14 protein-coding genes are annotated in these 15278 nt (G+C 60.8%); 7 read left to right on the top strand and 7 right to left on the bottom strand.

What is annotated here, in order from left to right:
* The first annotated feature begins 126 nt into the window (after positions 1 to 126).
* Positions 127 to 1101 (top strand): branched-chain amino acid ABC transporter permease, encoded by a 975-nt coding sequence (locus B3F77_RS09290; protein WP_293604684.1) that lies wholly within the window; start codon positions 127 to 129, stop codon positions 1099 to 1101.
* Positions 1102 to 1230: 129 nt separating this feature from the next.
* Here the strand turns inward: B3F77_RS09290 and dbpA are convergent, their stop codons facing one another.
* The 6 genes from dbpA to B3F77_RS09320 all read right to left on the bottom strand — a co-directional run bounded on the left by dbpA (position 1231) and on the right by B3F77_RS09320 (position 6700).
* Positions 1231 to 2640 carry an ATP-dependent RNA helicase DbpA gene (gene dbpA, locus B3F77_RS09295; RefSeq protein ID WP_414702989.1) on the bottom strand — a complete coding sequence of 470 codons (1410 nt, stop codon included), beginning with the start codon at positions 2638 to 2640 and terminating at the stop codon, positions 1231 to 1233.
* Positions 2641 to 2817: 177 nt separating this feature from the next.
* Complete coding sequence (locus B3F77_RS09300; RefSeq protein WP_293604686.1) at positions 2818 to 3450, bottom strand: hypothetical protein; 633 nt, start codon at positions 3448 to 3450, stop codon at positions 2818 to 2820.
* Positions 3450 to 3971 (bottom strand): carboxymuconolactone decarboxylase family protein, encoded by a 522-nt coding sequence (locus tag B3F77_RS09305; protein WP_293604687.1) that lies wholly within the window; start codon positions 3969 to 3971, stop codon positions 3450 to 3452. The genes B3F77_RS09300 and B3F77_RS09305 overlap by 1 nt, the downstream gene beginning before the upstream one ends.
* A 54-nt stretch (positions 3972 to 4025) precedes the next feature.
* Positions 4026 to 5003 carry a Bug family tripartite tricarboxylate transporter substrate binding protein gene (locus B3F77_RS09310; RefSeq protein WP_293604688.1) on the bottom strand — a complete coding sequence of 326 codons (978 nt, stop codon included), beginning with the start codon at positions 5001 to 5003 and terminating at the stop codon, positions 4026 to 4028.
* A 16-nt stretch (positions 5004 to 5019) separates the two neighbouring features.
* The gene (locus B3F77_RS09315; protein WP_293604689.1) at positions 5020 to 5820 is read right to left on the bottom strand and encodes an SDR family NAD(P)-dependent oxidoreductase; all 801 of its coding nucleotides are present in this window, start codon (positions 5818 to 5820) and stop codon (positions 5020 to 5022) included.
* Between the two features lie 13 nt (positions 5821 to 5833).
* The gene (locus tag B3F77_RS09320) at positions 5834 to 6700 is read right to left on the bottom strand and encodes an amidohydrolase family protein (protein WP_293604690.1); all 867 of its coding nucleotides are present in this window, start codon (positions 6698 to 6700) and stop codon (positions 5834 to 5836) included.
* 124 nt (positions 6701 to 6824) lie between these two features.
* On the opposite strand from B3F77_RS09320, the gene B3F77_RS09325 reads away from it, so the two are divergent.
* Together B3F77_RS09325 and gorA are read left to right on the top strand one after the other, a co-directional pair.
* Positions 6825 to 7721, top strand: coding sequence for a LysR substrate-binding domain-containing protein (locus B3F77_RS09325; RefSeq protein WP_293604691.1), 897 nt, complete (start codon positions 6825 to 6827; stop codon positions 7719 to 7721).
* 246 nt (positions 7722 to 7967) lie between these two features.
* Positions 7968 to 9338: a glutathione-disulfide reductase gene (gene gorA / locus B3F77_RS09330; protein WP_293604692.1), complete on the top strand. Its 1371-nt coding sequence runs from the start codon at positions 7968 to 7970 to the stop codon at positions 9336 to 9338.
* A gap of 298 nt (positions 9339 to 9636) precedes the next feature.
* On the opposite strand, the gene B3F77_RS09335 is transcribed toward gorA, so the two are convergent.
* A complete protein-coding gene (locus B3F77_RS09335; protein WP_293604693.1) occupies positions 9637 to 10149 on the bottom strand; it encodes a hypothetical protein in 513 nt (170 codons plus the stop codon).
* 200 nt (positions 10150 to 10349) lie between these two features.
* Between B3F77_RS09335 and B3F77_RS09340 the strand changes: the two genes are divergently transcribed.
* The 4 genes from B3F77_RS09340 to B3F77_RS09355 form a co-directional block, all read left to right on the top strand.
* The gene (locus tag B3F77_RS09340; protein WP_293604694.1) at positions 10350 to 11849 is read left to right on the top strand and encodes an AMP nucleosidase; all 1500 of its coding nucleotides are present in this window, start codon (positions 10350 to 10352) and stop codon (positions 11847 to 11849) included.
* A gap of 121 nt (positions 11850 to 11970) precedes the next feature.
* Positions 11971 to 13419 carry an efflux transporter outer membrane subunit gene (locus B3F77_RS09345; protein WP_293604695.1) on the top strand — a complete coding sequence of 483 codons (1449 nt, stop codon included), beginning with the start codon at positions 11971 to 11973 and terminating at the stop codon, positions 13417 to 13419.
* 27 nt (positions 13420 to 13446) lie between these two features.
* Positions 13447 to 14760, top strand: a complete 1314-nt coding sequence (locus tag B3F77_RS09350) for an efflux RND transporter periplasmic adaptor subunit (RefSeq protein WP_293604696.1) — start codon at positions 13447 to 13449, stop codon at positions 14758 to 14760.
* The coding region (locus tag B3F77_RS09355; protein WP_293604697.1) for an ABC transporter ATP-binding protein at positions 14757 to 15278 on the top strand (522 nt) is incomplete at its 3' end. The genes B3F77_RS09350 and B3F77_RS09355, both read left to right, overlap by 4 nt.

The following is a 15278-nucleotide window of genomic DNA, read 5'->3' on the forward strand; positions in this document are numbered from 1 at the left end:
GGGCGGCCCGGCGCTGCGTTCTGAAACCCCTACGCTTTTCACTTCGTGTAATGCGCTGCCCCCCGAGGGGGCTTTGCTTGTTTGGGGCGGCCCGGCGCTGCGCACCTTGGCCCTTGGGAGGCCTCAATGAATAACTCGAAAAAACTGACCCGCATCACCTACCTGGCACTGCTGGCGCTGTTGCTGTTGGCGCCCATGATCGGCTTGTACCCGGTGTTTGTCATGAAGCTTCTGTGCTTCGCCCTGTTTGCCTGCGCCTTCAATTTGCTGCTGGGCTTTACTGGCTTGCTGTCGTTTGGCCATGCCGCGTTTTTTGGCTCGGCCGCGTACATCACCGGCTGGTTCATCAAATCACAGCATTGGACGCCTGAACTGGGCATTCTCGCTGGCACGGTGGGTGCCGGACTGATTGGCTTGCTGGTCGGTATGGTCGCTATCCGGCGCCAGGGGATTTACTTTGCCATGATCACCCTAGCCATCGCACAGATGGTATTTTTTGTCTGCCTGCAAGCGTCTTTTACCGGCGGTGAAGACGGCCTGCAGGGCGTTCCGCGCGGCCAACTGTTCGGTATGTTCTCGCTCCAATCCGACACCGCCCTGTATTACTTCGTGATGGCTGTTTTTGTGCTGAGCTTCCTGTTCATCTCGCGCATCGTGCATTCGCCATTTGGCCAGGTGCTCAAGATGATTCGTGAAAACGAACCCCGCGCCATCTCGCTGGGTTACCAGGTTGACCGCTACAAGCTGCTGGCTTTCGTGCTGTCGGCCGCACTGGCCGGTATGGCGGGCTCGCTCAAGACGCTGGTCATGGGTTTTGCCACGCTGTCCGATGTGCACTGGTCCATGTCGGGTGAGGTGATCCTGATGACGCTGCTGGGCGGCGTTGGCACCTTCTTCGGCCCAGCCTTCGGCGCAGGCATCGTCGTCTCCCTGCAAGACCTGCTGGCCGACAAGGTGGGATCCTGGGTCAATGTCATCATCGGCGTGATTTTCGTGGTCTGCGTGATGGCCTTCCGCAAGGGTGTGGTGGGCGAGTTACAGGCCTTCCGTGAGCGTCGCCGTCAGGCTTCCGCTGCCAAGGCCACTCCGCCGCAAGTTTGAGCGTGCCGCCAAGCCACGCCAACGGAGTAGGCTGATTTGCTATTAGTTTTATAGCTACTAATGCCCGTATTCATTGGGCTATAACACTAAATCATGTATAAAAAAGGCCCTAAAAAGGCCTTCGCTGCTTCAGTCTTCCAGCAGGCGCACTCTCACGGTTTTCCCTTTGATCCGGCCTGTAACCAGCTTTTGCAAGGCCTCTGCCGCAATTTTCCGGTCCACGGCCACGTAGGTTGAAAACTCGTTCACGTTGATCTTGCCGACCTGCTCGCGTGTGAAGCCGGCCTCGCCGGTGAGCGCGCCCAGCACGTCGCCGGCACGGATTTTTTCCTTGCGGCCACCGACAATTTGCAGCGTCGCCATGGGCGGCTGCAGCGGCTCTTTGCTGGCGGGGGTGAGTTCGGCCAGCTTGTGCCATTCGGATTCGGCTTTTTGCAGCTGTTCAATTTTGCCGACCGAGCCCATCTCGTCCATGCTGACCAGGCTGATGGCCCAGCCTTCCTCGTCGACGCGGCCGGTGCGGCCAATGCGGTGAATGTGAACCTCTGGATCTGGCGTGACATCCACATTGATGACCATCTCCAGCTGCGAAATATCCAGCCCGCGCGCCGCCACATCGGTGGCCACCAGTACCGAACAGCTGCGGTTGGAAAACTGCACCAGCACCTGGTCGCGCTCGCGCTGCTCCAACTCGCCATACAGCGCCAACGCGCTGAAGCCCTGGCTTTTCAGCAGCGCTACCAGCGACCGGCACTGTGACTTGGTGTTGCAAAACGCCAGCGTGCTGGCCGGGCGGTAATGCTTGAGCAGCAACGCCACCGCGTTCAAGCGCGCTTCGTCATGATCGCTGTCAGGCACCTCGTACCAGCGCTGGCGGATCTTGCTTTTCTCGTGCTGCGCCTGCACGGTGATGGTTTGCGGGCTCTTCATGAACTGTTGGCTGAGCTTGGCAATACCTTCGGGGTAAGTGGCCGAGAACAGCAGGGTTTGCCGTTCTTTCGGGCATTGTTTGGCGACGGTGGCAATGTCGTCAAAAAAGCCCATGTCGAGCATGCGGTCGGCCTCGTCGAGCACCAGTGTGTTCATGGCCTCCAGGTTGAGATTGCCACGCGCCAGGTGGTCCATGATGCGGCCCGGCGTGCCCACCACAATGTGCGCGCCGTGCTCCAGACTGGCAATTTGGCCGCGCAAGGCCACGCCACCGCACAAGGTAACGACCTTGATGTTTTCTTCGGCGCGCGCCAGGCGGCGGATTTCGGTGGTGACCTGGTCGGCCAGCTCGCGCGTGGGGCACAGCACCATGGCCTGCACAGCGAAACGGCGCGCGTTCAGGTTGGACAGCAGCGCCAGCGCAAACGCCGCGGTCTTGCCGCTGCCGGTTTTGGCCTGCGCGATCAGGTCTTTGCCCATCAGGGCGAGAGGCAGGCTGGCCGCCTGGATCGGCGTCATGGTCAGGTAGCCAAGGGTTTGCAGATTGGCCTGCATCGCAGGGTTCAGCGGCAGAGCGCTGAAGTCAGTGCTTGCTGCGCTGGAAGTCATGGAAGGGAGAGTCATGCCCCGATTATCGGTGCTTGCCATTTTTAAGCCAACGGAGCATTGCTTGGCTCACGACCGGTCGGCCCCGAGTCCCGTCTTCAAGAGTGCCATGGGCAACCGCAAATTGAGTGTTAAATAAGCCTTCAATCCTTCAAGATAGGGCGCAAGCAGCTATTATTTTTATAGCAAAACCGGACTCCCGCTCTGGCACAAAAGCTCAAACATGGTGCGCCGCGTATTGGTGAAGTGCGGCCTGACCCGGCTGCTCCAGTCGGTGTTGCGAACCGCAAGCCACGGCTCGGAGCCAAGCGTCTCTTGCGTCACCAGGTCATAACAGGCATAAGAAACCGGGCCATGGTCATGGTTGAGAAAACGGGTCGCCCGCACACACCCTGTGACGCCTGCCAGTCCGGGCATATGTTCGGCGTCATACCAGCTCGCGATCTCTTCCATCCAGCCAGTCTCCGGGTCAGTCTCCACCACGTAGTGGAAAGCAGGCCGGTCACTGCTGGACGCACCCGGTACGTCAAACACTTTGGACAGGCGTGACGCACGGACGCTGGCGCTTGCCGGACAAACGCGCTTGAAGGCATCCTCCAGCGCGACCAACTGGCTGCCTTCCATGGGCCGGGGCACAAGCAGGTCGGCATAGAGGTAAAGCGCCTGCTGCGTCGCCGACCAGACGACGCGGCAGCGTGCATCCGCAAGGGCCGGGATATCGGCGAGCCAGGCGCTTGAGCGCGGAATAGCGTTCACCCCATCGGCCGGCACGGTCGCCTGGACCAGCACAGCATCCGTTTGTACAGCCATCATCAGTGTCCGATCTGCAAGGCGACAAGAAAACGCGACACCATGTTGTAGGCCGCAATCGTGACCGTCAGGTCGATCATCGCCTGATCGGTGAAGTGCGCCTTCACAGACTCAAACAGGCTCTCGGGCACATCAATGTCGCGGGTCATGGTGTCAGTGAGCAGCAGCACGCTGCGCTCCAAGCCTGAAAAAGAAGCATCCAGCAGTTGGGCGCGCAAGGCTTCGATTTTTTCGGGGCTCACGCCGGCGCCCAGGGCATGCGGCACATGGGCATCGAACTCGTAAGGCGCCCGATTCAGCACTGCGATGCGCAAAATCACCATTTCCCGCAAATCGGGCTGCAGGCTGCTGCGGTTGCGCACGGCGGTCAGCAATTGCTCCCAGCCCTGCGCGATGGCCGGGCTGTTGAGCAGCACCTGGTAAAGCGGCGAAACGCGGCCACGCTCGGCCACAATGCCGGCTTCAAGCGTGGCCAGCTCGGGTCGGGTGCCGGGAACGATGGGTGGAATTCTCATTCTGGACATACAGTTCTTCAATCAGGTTATCAATCAGACAGTGCGAGGCGCTAACGCCCAGCCTCACTCCGGCTTGATGTGCTTCGCTTTGATCACACGGCCCCATTTGGCGGTGTCGTTCTTCAGCAGCGTTGCCAATTCAGTCGGACTGGACGCCGAAGGCTGGGCGCCGGAGGCCATCAGCTTGTCGGCCACAGTCTTGTTGGCCAAGGTGCGCCGCACCGCCTGGTTGAGACGTTCAATGTCTGCGGCTGGCGTGGCCTTGCTGGTGAACAGTGCATACCAGTTGTCGGAGTCAACACCGGCAATGCCCATCTCCTCAAAAGTCTTGACCTCGGGCAGCAGCGGATGGCGTTTGGACGCGGCAATCCCTATGGGTTTGAGCTTGCCGGCCTTGACAAAACCGATCAGCCCGGGAATGTCGCCAAAAAACCCGTCTACATGGCCCGCCAACACATCGTTGATCGCAGGAGCAGCGCCTTTGTAAGGCACATGCAGCAGCTTGGCTTTGGTGGCGTCGGCAAGCAGTTCCATCGCCAGATGCGGCACGCTGACTATGCCCGACGAAGCCATGGTCGCGCCTTTGGCCTGTTGCCGCGTGTTGGCGATGAATTCGGCGCCGGTGTTGGCCGGGTTGGCCGCATTGACCACCAGCAGTTCGACGTTGTTGACCACCAGGGAGACAGGCGCCAGGTCGCGAACCGGATCGTAAGGCAGATCGTCGTAGAGTGGCGGATTGATGGCGACCGCACCCACGCTGGTGAGCCACAAGGTCCTGCCGTCAGGGGCCGAGCGGGCCACGTACTCGGCAGCAATCGCGCCATTGGCGCCAGCCTTGTTTTCGACGATCACCTGCTGGCCAAGCTCCTTGCCCAGCTGCTCGCCAATGGTGCGGGCCACGAAGTCCACCGGCCCACCCCCGGGAAACGCGACCACGATCCGAGTGATTTTTCCCTGTGCAAAAGCGGGCAGGCAGGCACCCAGCGTTGAAGCGGCCAGCAGCGCGAGCGCGCTTCTGCGCAGAAAGGTGTGTTGTCTCATGGTTATTTTCCTTTTATCAATCACAACGAACAGACATGCCCCCATCGACCACCAGCTCGGTGCCGGTGATGAAGCGGGCCTCATCAGAAGCTAGAAAAAGTGCCGCGTTGGCGGTATCGCGGCCATCACCCATGAAGGGCAGTGGAATGCGCGACTGCCGCTGCGCCAGCAGCGCGGTCACGTCGCCGCCAGTGCGTTGTTTGGCCAGGCGCACATCGACCATGGGGGTATAGAGCTGGCCGGGCACCACGGTATTGACGCGGATGCCTTTTTTGGCATATTGCACGGCCACCACGCGTGAAAACTGGATCACGCCGGCTTTCGTCGATGCATAGGCGACCTGCGCCGAACCGGTCCAGCGCATGCCCGACGTTGAAGAAATGTTGACGATCGCCCCACTGCCCTGGCGTTCCATGACCGGCAGCACGTGCTTGCAGGTCAAAAATACGCTTTTGAGGTTGTGGTCGATCTGCGCATCCCAGACTTCTTCGCTCATCTCGACCGGCCCGCCCGCAGCCGAGCCACCGACGTTGTTCACCAGTACGTCGATGCGCCCGAAACGCTCCAGGCATTGGGCCACCACCGTGGCGACCGCGTCGGACTGCGTCACATCACAGCCCGCTGTCACTATCTCGCCACCGGCCTGCTCGACCAACCGCACAGTTTCTTCCATGCGTTCGAGGTCACGGTCTACGGCATAGACCCGCGCCCCTTCCTGCGCAAAACGCACCGCGATGGCCCGCCCATTGCCCCAACCGGGACCGACTGAACCGGCGCCTGTAACCAGTGCCACCTTGCCTTGAAGCCGACCGCTCATGGATGTGTCCCTGTCATGTTTCGAATTGATAAAAGCGTTGCGGATTGTCAACGAGCAGGGCTTCGAGCGCGGCTGCCGTGGGCGTGATGTCCGCCAGCACATCGACCAGTGCACCGTCGTCCGGAACGTGGTGATGGTTGGGATGCGGCCAGTCGGTGCCCCAGAAGCACCGGCTCGGAAAATCGTGCACCAGCCGACGCGCCAGAGCCACGCCGTCGGCATAAGGCCAGGCGCGGGAAACGCGGTCAACACCGCTGACTTTCACATAAAAACGCGGGTCTTCCAGCAGCGCGCAGAGGACGCGGAAATCGGCATGGTTCTCGCCGAGCGAAGCGTCAACCCGCCCCATATGATCGATCACCACCGGTACCGCCGACTGCTTGAGCACCGGCGCCAGTTCGTGGATCAGACTGCTCTCAAAATGAACCTGCAAATGCAAACCGAGCGGAGCAAGGCGCTGCGTGAGCGCCACCACCTCTTGTACCGTGGCGCCCTGCCCGAGGTGCTTCATGAAGTTGAAGCGCACGCCCCGAAACCCGGCGGCCTTGAGCCGCTGTAGTTCGGCGTCGGGCACCTGGTGCGGCACCAGTGCCACGCCCAGGTAGCGGCCGCCGCCAGCCCGGATTGCGTCCTCCACCACCGCATTGTCAAAACCGTGCACGATCGACTGCACGATGACGCAGCGCGTGATGCCCAGATGCCGGTGCAGTTCAAACAACGTTTCCTTGGGCGCATCTACCGGCGTGAAATTGCGGTCAACGGCGAACGGAAAACGCGCGGCCGGACCGAACACATGCACATGGGCGTCGCAAGCACCGGACGGCAGCAACAGCCGGGGCCTGGACGGCTGGGGGTTGAAAGTAAGGACAGATTGGGACATGGCGATGAATGTGGGTATTCTGGTCGTTAATTGCCTTTTTTACATAACACAATAACCAATATCAGCTATTGATTTAAGCAATGCTTTAATATGCGCTATATGAACCCTGGAGCCCACCATCGACTTGCGCCGTCTTGAGTATTTTGTCGCGGTGGCGGAAGCCGGCAGCTTCAGCAAGGGGGCGGCGGCACTGCACATGTCGCAGCCGGCGCTCAGTCAACAGGTCGCCCTGCTGGAGCAAGAGACCGGCCAGCGCCTGTTCACGCGGAACGGCCGGGGCGTCGAGCCGACCGACGCCGGACTGGCGCTACTGGTCCATGCCCGCGGGATTTTTGAGCTTGCAGACAAGGCCCGCGTTGACATGCGCGAGCGCCAGCTCATGCCCAGCGGCCGCATCACCATCGGATTGCCGCCGCGGGTGGCCCATGCCATGACGGCCGACTTGGTGCAGCGTTTCCGTGGGGCGTTTCCCGATGCCGCCATCAGCGTCGCCGAAGGCCTGAGTATTCGCCTGCGCGAATGGCTGGTCGCAGGCCGACTGGACATCGCCGTGCTGTTCGATCCGCCGGCATCGCCGCTCCTGCACATGGAAACGCTGGTGCGGGAACCGCTGGTGGTCATGGCGGCCACCCCTTTGCCGGCGCGCATGCGCCTGGCAGATGTCGCGGATTTGCAGCTGGTCTTGCCGAGCCGGCCCAACGCGCTGCGCCAGCTGCTTGAAAAAGAGTCTCAACCCAAAGGGCTTGCGCTGAAGGTGGTGGCCGAGGTTGATTCGATCCAGACCGTGCTATCCCTAGTCGCGCGGGGCGTGGCGGCCACCGTGCTGCCGGCAAGCTCGCTGCGGGAATGGACGCACGACACACCGCCTTTCATCGCCGCCATCCACGCACCGGTGATTCGCAATCGGCTGATCCTTGCCGTCCCCAAGGCCCGCCCCGCCACCCGCCTGAGCCGCTTTGTGGTGCAACTGACGCGGGAGCTGGCCGAGCGCCACTACGGCCAGGATGCACAGGTCCCCTGAGAGGGTGCCGGCTGCCCATGGCCCCGGAAGTGCAGCTCCAAGTCTTGAGCACTTTCGCTGCAGACAGGCCGGCATTTTCCTGCGATCGGCAACGCCACTTCTTCACTTCGGCACGAAAACAGCCGTCAGCCGCTGTCAGTCGGATGTACGCTGCTGTTATTTTTATACCAAAATACCTGCACATCGCAAGTTCAAAGCGCTGCAGGCATGCTTGCAGCATTCTGACAATGACATGGAAAAACATTTATGCAAAATTTTGACTTTGACCTTTTCGTCATCGGCGGCGGCAGTGGGGGGGTGCGCGCCGCACGCATGTCGGCGCAGCGCGGTGCCCGTGTGGCCTTGGCCGAAGTGGCGGCCATGGGTGGCACCTGCGTCAATGTGGGGTGCATCCCCAAGAAGCTCTACAGCTATGCGGCCCATTTCGCTGAAAGCTTTGAAGAGTCGCACGGCTTTGGCTGGGTGGGCGATGCCCCTAAGCTGGACTGGGAAGTCCTCAAAGCCAACCGCGCCCGTGAGATCTCGCGCCTAAACGGCATTTATGTGCAACTGCTTGACGCCGCAGGCGTCAAGCTCATCAAAGGCTGGGCAAGGCTGATTAACGGCCACACGGTGGAAGTTGATGGCCAAACCTTCACAGCCAAAAATATTCTGATTTCAACCGGCGGCACACCCACCGTGCCAGCGATTGCCGGCAGCGAGCACGCCGTGACCTCTGACCACATGTTTGACCTGAGCCCCTTCCCCAAGCGACTGCTGGTGGTGGGAGGTGGCTACATCGCCTGCGAGTTTGCGTCCATCTTCAACGGGCTGGGCGCGCAGGTCACCCAGGTACACCGCAGCGGCAAATTGCTGAGGGGCTTTGACGAGGACGTGCGCGACTTTATTGCGAGCGAAATGGGTAAAACAGGGGTCGAGCTGCAACTCCACACTGAAATCGCAGCCATCACTAAAACGGCGGGGGGCCTGCAGGTGGCGGTGAAAGGCGGCGGCGCCAGCTTATTGGTGGATACCGTACTGTTTGCCACGGGCCGTGTGCCCCATGCCAGCGGTATCGGGCTGGAGGCCGTGGGCGTGGCGGTGAACGCCGTGGGGGCGATTCAGGTGAACGAGCAGTACCAGACCTCGGTAGCCTCCATCTACGCACTCGGCGATGTCACGGCGCGCGTGCAGCTCACCCCCGTGGCGCTGGGCGAGGCCATGGTGGTGGTGGACCAGCTGTTTGGCCCTGCCGCCGGGAAGAAGCCACGCCACATGAGCTACGAGTTCATTCCCACGGCGGTATTTACCCATCCCAACATCGGCACGGTTGGCTACCCGGAAGCCGATGCCCGTGAGAAATTTGGCAAAGTCAGTGTGTACCGCAGCGAGTTCAAGGCGCTCAAGCACACGCTAAGCGGCAGCACCGAACGCACGCTCATGAAGCTCGTGGTCGAAGATGCCACCGACTGCGTGGTCGGCCTACACATGGTGGGACCGGATGCCGGCGAAATCGTGCAGGGTTTTGCCGTGGCCATGAAGGCGGGGGCAACCAAAGCGGTGTTCGACAGTACGATTGGTATCCATCCCACAGCCGCTGAAGAATTTGTGACGATGCGCGAGCCGGTCAAAGCTTGAGTGCGGCGTGCGTCTAGGGCCACCCCTCTATGAATGCCGGCCAAACGCATTGGCAGTTCGCCAACCCCAGCTGATTTGCTCTCATGGCTTGCTGGTTTATCTTGAGATTTACGGATATAGGGGCGGTTCTTTGCTGCGCAAGACAGCCAGTTACCCTTATCCTGATGCAGTGCGGAGAAATGGAAATGCAGCAATAGAAAAAATGACTGGCGCTACTAAAGCTGGATCAAGGCAAGATAAAGCGGCAATGAAAGCCTGGGCTCCATAGTAGCTGCGGGGCAGCGTAATGCCCATCGATTCAATACATGGTGTCATTCGTTTTCGACAAGGTCTTTACAAAAGAATTATAGATTTCCAGGCCAGGATGGGTATTGAAAAAATCGACGGCACGGCGAGCCACATCCATCAGGTTTTCTCCGCTTCCCAGCAAGTCATTCCAGTTCAATGACCGCATGGTATTGGCAATGTCTTCCGCATAACTGGTTGTCGTATCCTTGACCAGCGCTTCCATCAGCGTCAAGGCAGCCAGTTTGGACACGGGCGTTTTCATCTGCAAGGCATCAATAAACTTTTCCAGACCCTGATCCTGATTGTTTATCAGCACCTGATCGGCTTGCTGATGTGACAGATGCGGATCGAGCCGATCGGGGTATCCGAGCGGATTGTCGTCCTTGTCCTTTATATTAGAAATCATTATTGGTTTTCCGGTAAAAATGTGGTGCTCGGGTTGGCGGGCCACTTTGAGATTAGGCTTGCCGCGATGAAAAAACTGTACGGTAGCGCACTTAACATTCGTGCGCTTCAGATTCAAAGATACTGAGGCTAAAGATAGCAGCCAGGTTGGCACATCAACATGCGCTCTGGCTACTGGCAGTGTATAAATTCCGTTGACGCTGCTGATTGAGGTGTATCAACCCCGCCTGAAGCAGCCTGGCGACAGACAGCTCAAAGCAGAAACGGATGCATGATGAACCGGTTACGATGAAAACGATAAATCAACAATCTCCAGCCATGCCCTACCTTCCGCCCTTCATCGCGCCGACGCGCTACAACGACCCTGCCGCGGCGCTGGCGCAGGTCCGTGCTATTTACGACCAGCAGATTGCTCACCTACGCGATGCCATGCAGCGCTACGTGGCCGGCGAAACGCTGCCTGGCCATGTGCGGGCCTGCTATCCGTTTGTGCGCCTACATACCGAAACCGTGGCTCGCGCCATTCTTGAAACGCCAGACATTTCGCAACTGAGTTACGGTTTTGTGGCGGGGCCGGGTCGCTATGAAACCACGCTGACCCGGCCCGACCTGTACAGCCACTATTACCTGGAACAATTCCGGCTGCTGCTGCAAAACCATGACATTGAGCTGGAGGTCGGCACCAGCACGCAGCCGATTCCCGTTCACTTCTCATTTGCCGAAAACGACCACATTGAGGGCACCATGAATGCGACGCGGCGCCTGTTGATGCGGGACGTGTTTGATTTGCCCGACCTGGGGGCCATGGACGACGGCATCGCCAATGGCACGTATGAACCACTCCCCGGTGAGCCGCAACCGCTGGCGCTGTTTACTGCGGCGCGCGTGGACTACTCGCTGCAGCGCCTGCGCCACTACACGGGTACATCGCCAGAGTGGTTCCAGAACTTTGTGCTGTTCACCAACTACCAGTTCTACATTGATGAATTCGTGCAGCTCGGCCATGAAGCCATGGCCGACCCCAACAGCGCCTACATCGCGTTTGTGGAGCCCGGCAATGTGGTAACACGCCGCACCGGCCTGGCCGCTGAAGAAGGCGACGCGCTGGGCGTGCCGCCGCCGCGTCTTCCGCAAATGCCCGGCTACCATTTGATACGTGCCGACCGCACCGGCATCACCATGGTCAATATCGGCGTCGGTCCGGCCAATGCCAAAAACATCACCGACCACATCGCCGTGCTGCGGCCTCACGCCTGGATCATGCTCGGCCATTGCGCCGGCCTGCGCAACAGCCAACAACTGGGCGACTATGTGCTGGCCCACGGCTATGTGCGTGAAGACCACGTTCTCGACGAAGAGCTGCCGCTGTGGGTGCCAATCCCGGCACTGGCTGAAATCCAGAAGGCGCTGGAGCAGGCGGTGGAAGACGTGACGCACGCCGAAGGCCCCGACCTCAAGCGCATCATGCGCACCGGCACCGTCGCTTCTACCGACAACCGCAACTGGGAGCTGTTGCCCAGCAACCAGCCGCAACGCCGCTTCAGTCAGAGTCGGGCGATTGCGCTCGACATGGAAAGCGCCACGATTGCCGCCAATGGTTTTCGCTTTCGCGTGCCCTACGGCACCCTGCTGTGCGTGAGCGACAAACCCTTGCACGGTGACATCAAGCTGCCGGGCATGGCCAACCATTTCTACCGTGAACGAGTTGACCAGCATTTGCGCATCGGCATTCGCGCCATTGAACTGCTGCGTGCCGAAGGCATCAGCCAACTGCACAGCCGCAAGCTGCGGAGTTTTTCGGAAGTGGCGTTCCAGTAATGCTAAAAATGACCCCCAGCGGTGGGGGTACTGCAGCCTTACAAGACTTAACCTAGATCAACACCTGCGACAAATGGCTGCCTCAAAATGAACCTGTAAGAACTTCATGTGATGCACCCTGATGTCCCCTCAACAACCGGACTTTCCCCCATTGCCTGCCGCTGGCAGGCAATGGGTGCCGTTGACTCTGCCTCTGGCTTGGGCTTTTGTGTCCGCACTGTCGGGCTGCACCACGCTGGTCCCTCGGGGCCCGGTTTTGCCCGAAACACCGGTACCGGCCGAATGGTCCGCAGCGGCTATTCGGCCATCCGACCCGTCCACCCCAGCGGTAGCCGCTTCGCTGGCTCAGTGGTGGCAACGCTTCAACGACCCGTTGCTGAGCACACTGGTAACAAAAGCTTTGCAGGCCAACACCAGTATCCGGTCCGCGCAGGCAGCGCTGCAGCAATCGCGCGCACTGCGCGACGTCAAAGCTGCGGACATGCTGCCCGGCGTGTCGGCCTCCGGATCGGCACAGCGCAGCCAATCTGGCGACAACGACGCCAGCAACAGCTTCAGGGTAGGTCTGGATGCCAGCTGGGAACCGGATGTCTTTGGTGGCAAACGCAGCGCACTGAACGCCAGCGAGGCCGACGCACAGGCGACAGAGGCAACGCTGGCCGATGTGCAGGTGTCGATGGCCGCAGAGGTGGCGCTGGCCTATATCCAGCTGCGCGGCCAGCAGGCGCAGTTGATGATCGCCCGCAACAACCTGGCCAGCCAGAATGAAACCCTGCAAATCACCGACTGGCGCGCGCAAGCCGGGCTGATCACCTCGCTTGAAGTGGAGCAGGCCCGCACCGCCAGCGAGCAAACCGGCGCCCAGATTCCCACCCTGGAGGCCAGCATCGCCAAGACCCGGCACAGCCTGGCGGTCTTGACGGGCCAGCCACCTGCGGCGCTGGAAATGCTTTTGGCTGCATCCCAGCCCGTACCGCAGGCGGCGGAAGATCTAGCCCTGAGTATTCCTGCGCAAACCCTGCGCCAACGTCCGGATGTACGTGCGGCAGAACACCGTATCAGTGCGGCCTTGGCACGGGTGTCAGCGGCGGATGCCGCGCGCTATCCAGGCTTTTCCATCAGCGGCTCGCTGGGCTTAAGTGCTCTGACAGGGGGTGCGCTTAGCAACGGTGCTTCCGTGGTCAACGCCTTGCTGGGCAGTGTCTCCGTTCCCCTGTTTGATGGCGGTGCCGCCCGGGCCCAGGTGCAGGCACAGGAAGCGGCGCTGGAGCAGGCCCGGGTCAGCTACCAATCCGTCGTGCTGACCGCCTTGAAAGATGTGGAGGACGCGCTGGTGGCCTTGGCAGGCGACCGCGCGCGCCTGCTTCACCTGCAAAGCGCCGCCATAGCGGCGGGCAATGCTGACCTACTGGCACAGAATCGCTACAGCAGTGGCCTGATTGACTTCCAGATCGTGCTGCAAACCCAGCGCGCGCTGCTGACGACGCAAGACAGTGTGGCCAGTGCCAACGCCGACATCAGCGCCGACCATGTGCGCCTGTACAAGGCACTGGGTGGCGGCTGGTACTGAATACAACCCAAACTTCCAGAGCTCATCATGACTACCCAAGCTGACGCCAGCGAACCCCTAGCAACCACTGACCTGCAAGCCATGCTGGATGAGGCGCCAGCGCGCGTCTGGTGGCGCCGCAGCATGGTCTGGGTGATCGTCGCTCTGGTGCTGCTGGCGGGTACGGGTGTCTACTTCTGGCAGGCGAGAGCCAAGAGCAATGCGGCGCCCGTTTTTGTCACTGAAGCCGTGAGCCGCGGCAATCTCACGCTGACCGTCGCCGCCAACGGCACGCTGCAGCCAACACGGTCAGTCAGCATTGGCAGTGAGCTGTCAGGGACCGTGCTGCGTGTGCTGGTGGATGTGAATGACAAGATCAAAAAAGGCCAGGTGCTGGTGGAGCTTGACACCGCCAAGCTGAACGATCAGGTGACCCGCTCCCGCGCAGCGCTCGCCTCTGCCACAGCCAGAGTGACACAAGCGGTGGCCACAGGCAAAGAAGCACAAGGCAACCTGGCGCGACTGGAAGAAGTAGCGCGTCTATCAGGTGGCAAGGTACCGTCCAAGGCGGAGCTGGACACCGGCCGTGCCACACTGGAACGTGCCCAGGCCGATGAGGCAAGTGCACATGCAGATGTGGTAGCTGCAAAAGCAGCGGCGTCTACCGATGAAACCAATCTGTCCAAAGCCTCGATCCGCTCACCCATCGATGGTGTGGTGTTGACGCGAACGGTGGACCCTGGCAATGCGGTGGCCGCCTCGTTGCAAGCTGTCACCCTGTTTACCGTGGCCGAGGATTTGAGCAAACTCAAACTGCAGGTCAATGTGGACGAGGCCGATGTGGGCTCGGTCAAAGTGGGGCAAAAGGCCAGTTTTACCGTCAGCGCTTACCCGTCCCGAAAATACCCGGCCACCATCACCCGCGTGGCGTATGGTTCCACCACCACCGACAACGTGGTGACCTATGTCACCTACCTCGACGTCGACAATGCCGACCTGACGCTGCGTCCCGGCATGACGGCATCAAGCACCATCACATCCACCGAACGGCGCGACGTGTTGCTGGTGCCCAACACGGCGCTGCGCTTTACGCCAGCGGTGGCAGGCGGCACCTCAACAGCAAAATCAAGCAGCGGAATTGTGTCAAGCCTGATACCCCGCATGCCGCGTGGCGGCGCAGCCAAATCCGCGTCCGGCAGTGGCACTTCACGACAGGTGTGGGTGCTGCAGGGCGGCGCAGCGGTGGCCGTAGGCGTGACCCCCGGCATCAGCGACGGCCGCATGACCGAGATCACGGCGGGTGACTTGCAGGCCGGTATGCTGGTGATCACCGATCAGCGCAGCGCCGGGACGGCACCATGAGTGAAACCCCGCTCATCCAGCTCAAGCGGGTGACCAAAATGTATGGCCAGGGGCCTACGGCATTGCAGGCCCTCAAGGGGGTTGACCTGAAAATCGAAGCCGGGGACTTTGTCGCCATCATGGGGCCCAGCGGCTCGGGCAAGTCCACCGCGATGAATATGCTGGGTTGTCTGGATACACCCACCACGGGCGAGTACTTGTTTCGCGGCGTGCACGTCGAGACCCTGTCACGCGACCAGCGTGCGCGCTTGCGCCGGCGTTTTCTGGGTTTTGTTTTTCAGGGCTTCAACCTGCTGGCGCGCACCTCGGCCCAGGAAAACGTGGAACTACCGCTGCTGTACCGGGGCGAATCGGCCAAGGCGCGCCACGCGGCCGCTACCAAAGCGCTGGCCTCCGTCGGGCTGACTGGCTGGGAGCATCACACCCCGGCCGAGTTGTCGGGCGGACAAGAGCAACGGGTGGCGATTGCACGCGCCATCGTCACCGAACCGGCGGTGCTGCTGGCCGACGAGCCCACC

This window comes from Polaromonas sp. UBA4122, assembly GCA_002381615.1.
Taxonomy (GTDB): domain Bacteria; phylum Pseudomonadota; class Gammaproteobacteria; order Burkholderiales; family Burkholderiaceae_C; genus Polaromonas.

Excerpts from the sequence above, each read along its gene's own strand:
- B3F77_RS09290 (WP_293604684.1), top strand. The coding sequence starts at position 127 with ATGAATAACTCGAAAAAACTGACCCGCATCACCTACCTGGCACTGCTG.
- dbpA (WP_414702989.1), bottom strand. The coding sequence starts at position 2,640 with ATGACTTCCAGCGCAGCAAGCACTGACTTCAGCGCTCTGCCGCTGAAC.
- B3F77_RS09300 (WP_293604686.1), bottom strand. The coding sequence starts at position 3,450 with ATGATGGCTGTACAAACGGATGCTGTGCTGGTCCAGGCGACCGTGCCG.
- B3F77_RS09305 (WP_293604687.1), bottom strand. The coding sequence starts at position 3,971 with ATGTCCAGAATGAGAATTCCACCCATCGTTCCCGGCACCCGACCCGAG.
- B3F77_RS09310 (WP_293604688.1), bottom strand. The coding sequence starts at position 5,003 with ATGAGACAACACACCTTTCTGCGCAGAAGCGCGCTCGCGCTGCTGGCC.
- B3F77_RS09315 (WP_293604689.1), bottom strand. The coding sequence starts at position 5,820 with ATGAGCGGTCGGCTTCAAGGCAAGGTGGCACTGGTTACAGGCGCCGGT.
- B3F77_RS09320 (WP_293604690.1), bottom strand. The coding sequence starts at position 6,700 with ATGTCCCAATCTGTCCTTACTTTCAACCCCCAGCCGTCCAGGCCCCGG.
- gorA (WP_293604692.1), top strand. The coding sequence starts at position 7,968 with ATGCAAAATTTTGACTTTGACCTTTTCGTCATCGGCGGCGGCAGTGGG.
- B3F77_RS09340 (WP_293604694.1), top strand. The coding sequence starts at position 10,350 with ATGCCCTACCTTCCGCCCTTCATCGCGCCGACGCGCTACAACGACCCT.
- B3F77_RS09345 (WP_293604695.1), top strand. The coding sequence starts at position 11,971 with ATGTCCCCTCAACAACCGGACTTTCCCCCATTGCCTGCCGCTGGCAGG.
- B3F77_RS09350 (WP_293604696.1), top strand. The coding sequence starts at position 13,447 with ATGACTACCCAAGCTGACGCCAGCGAACCCCTAGCAACCACTGACCTG.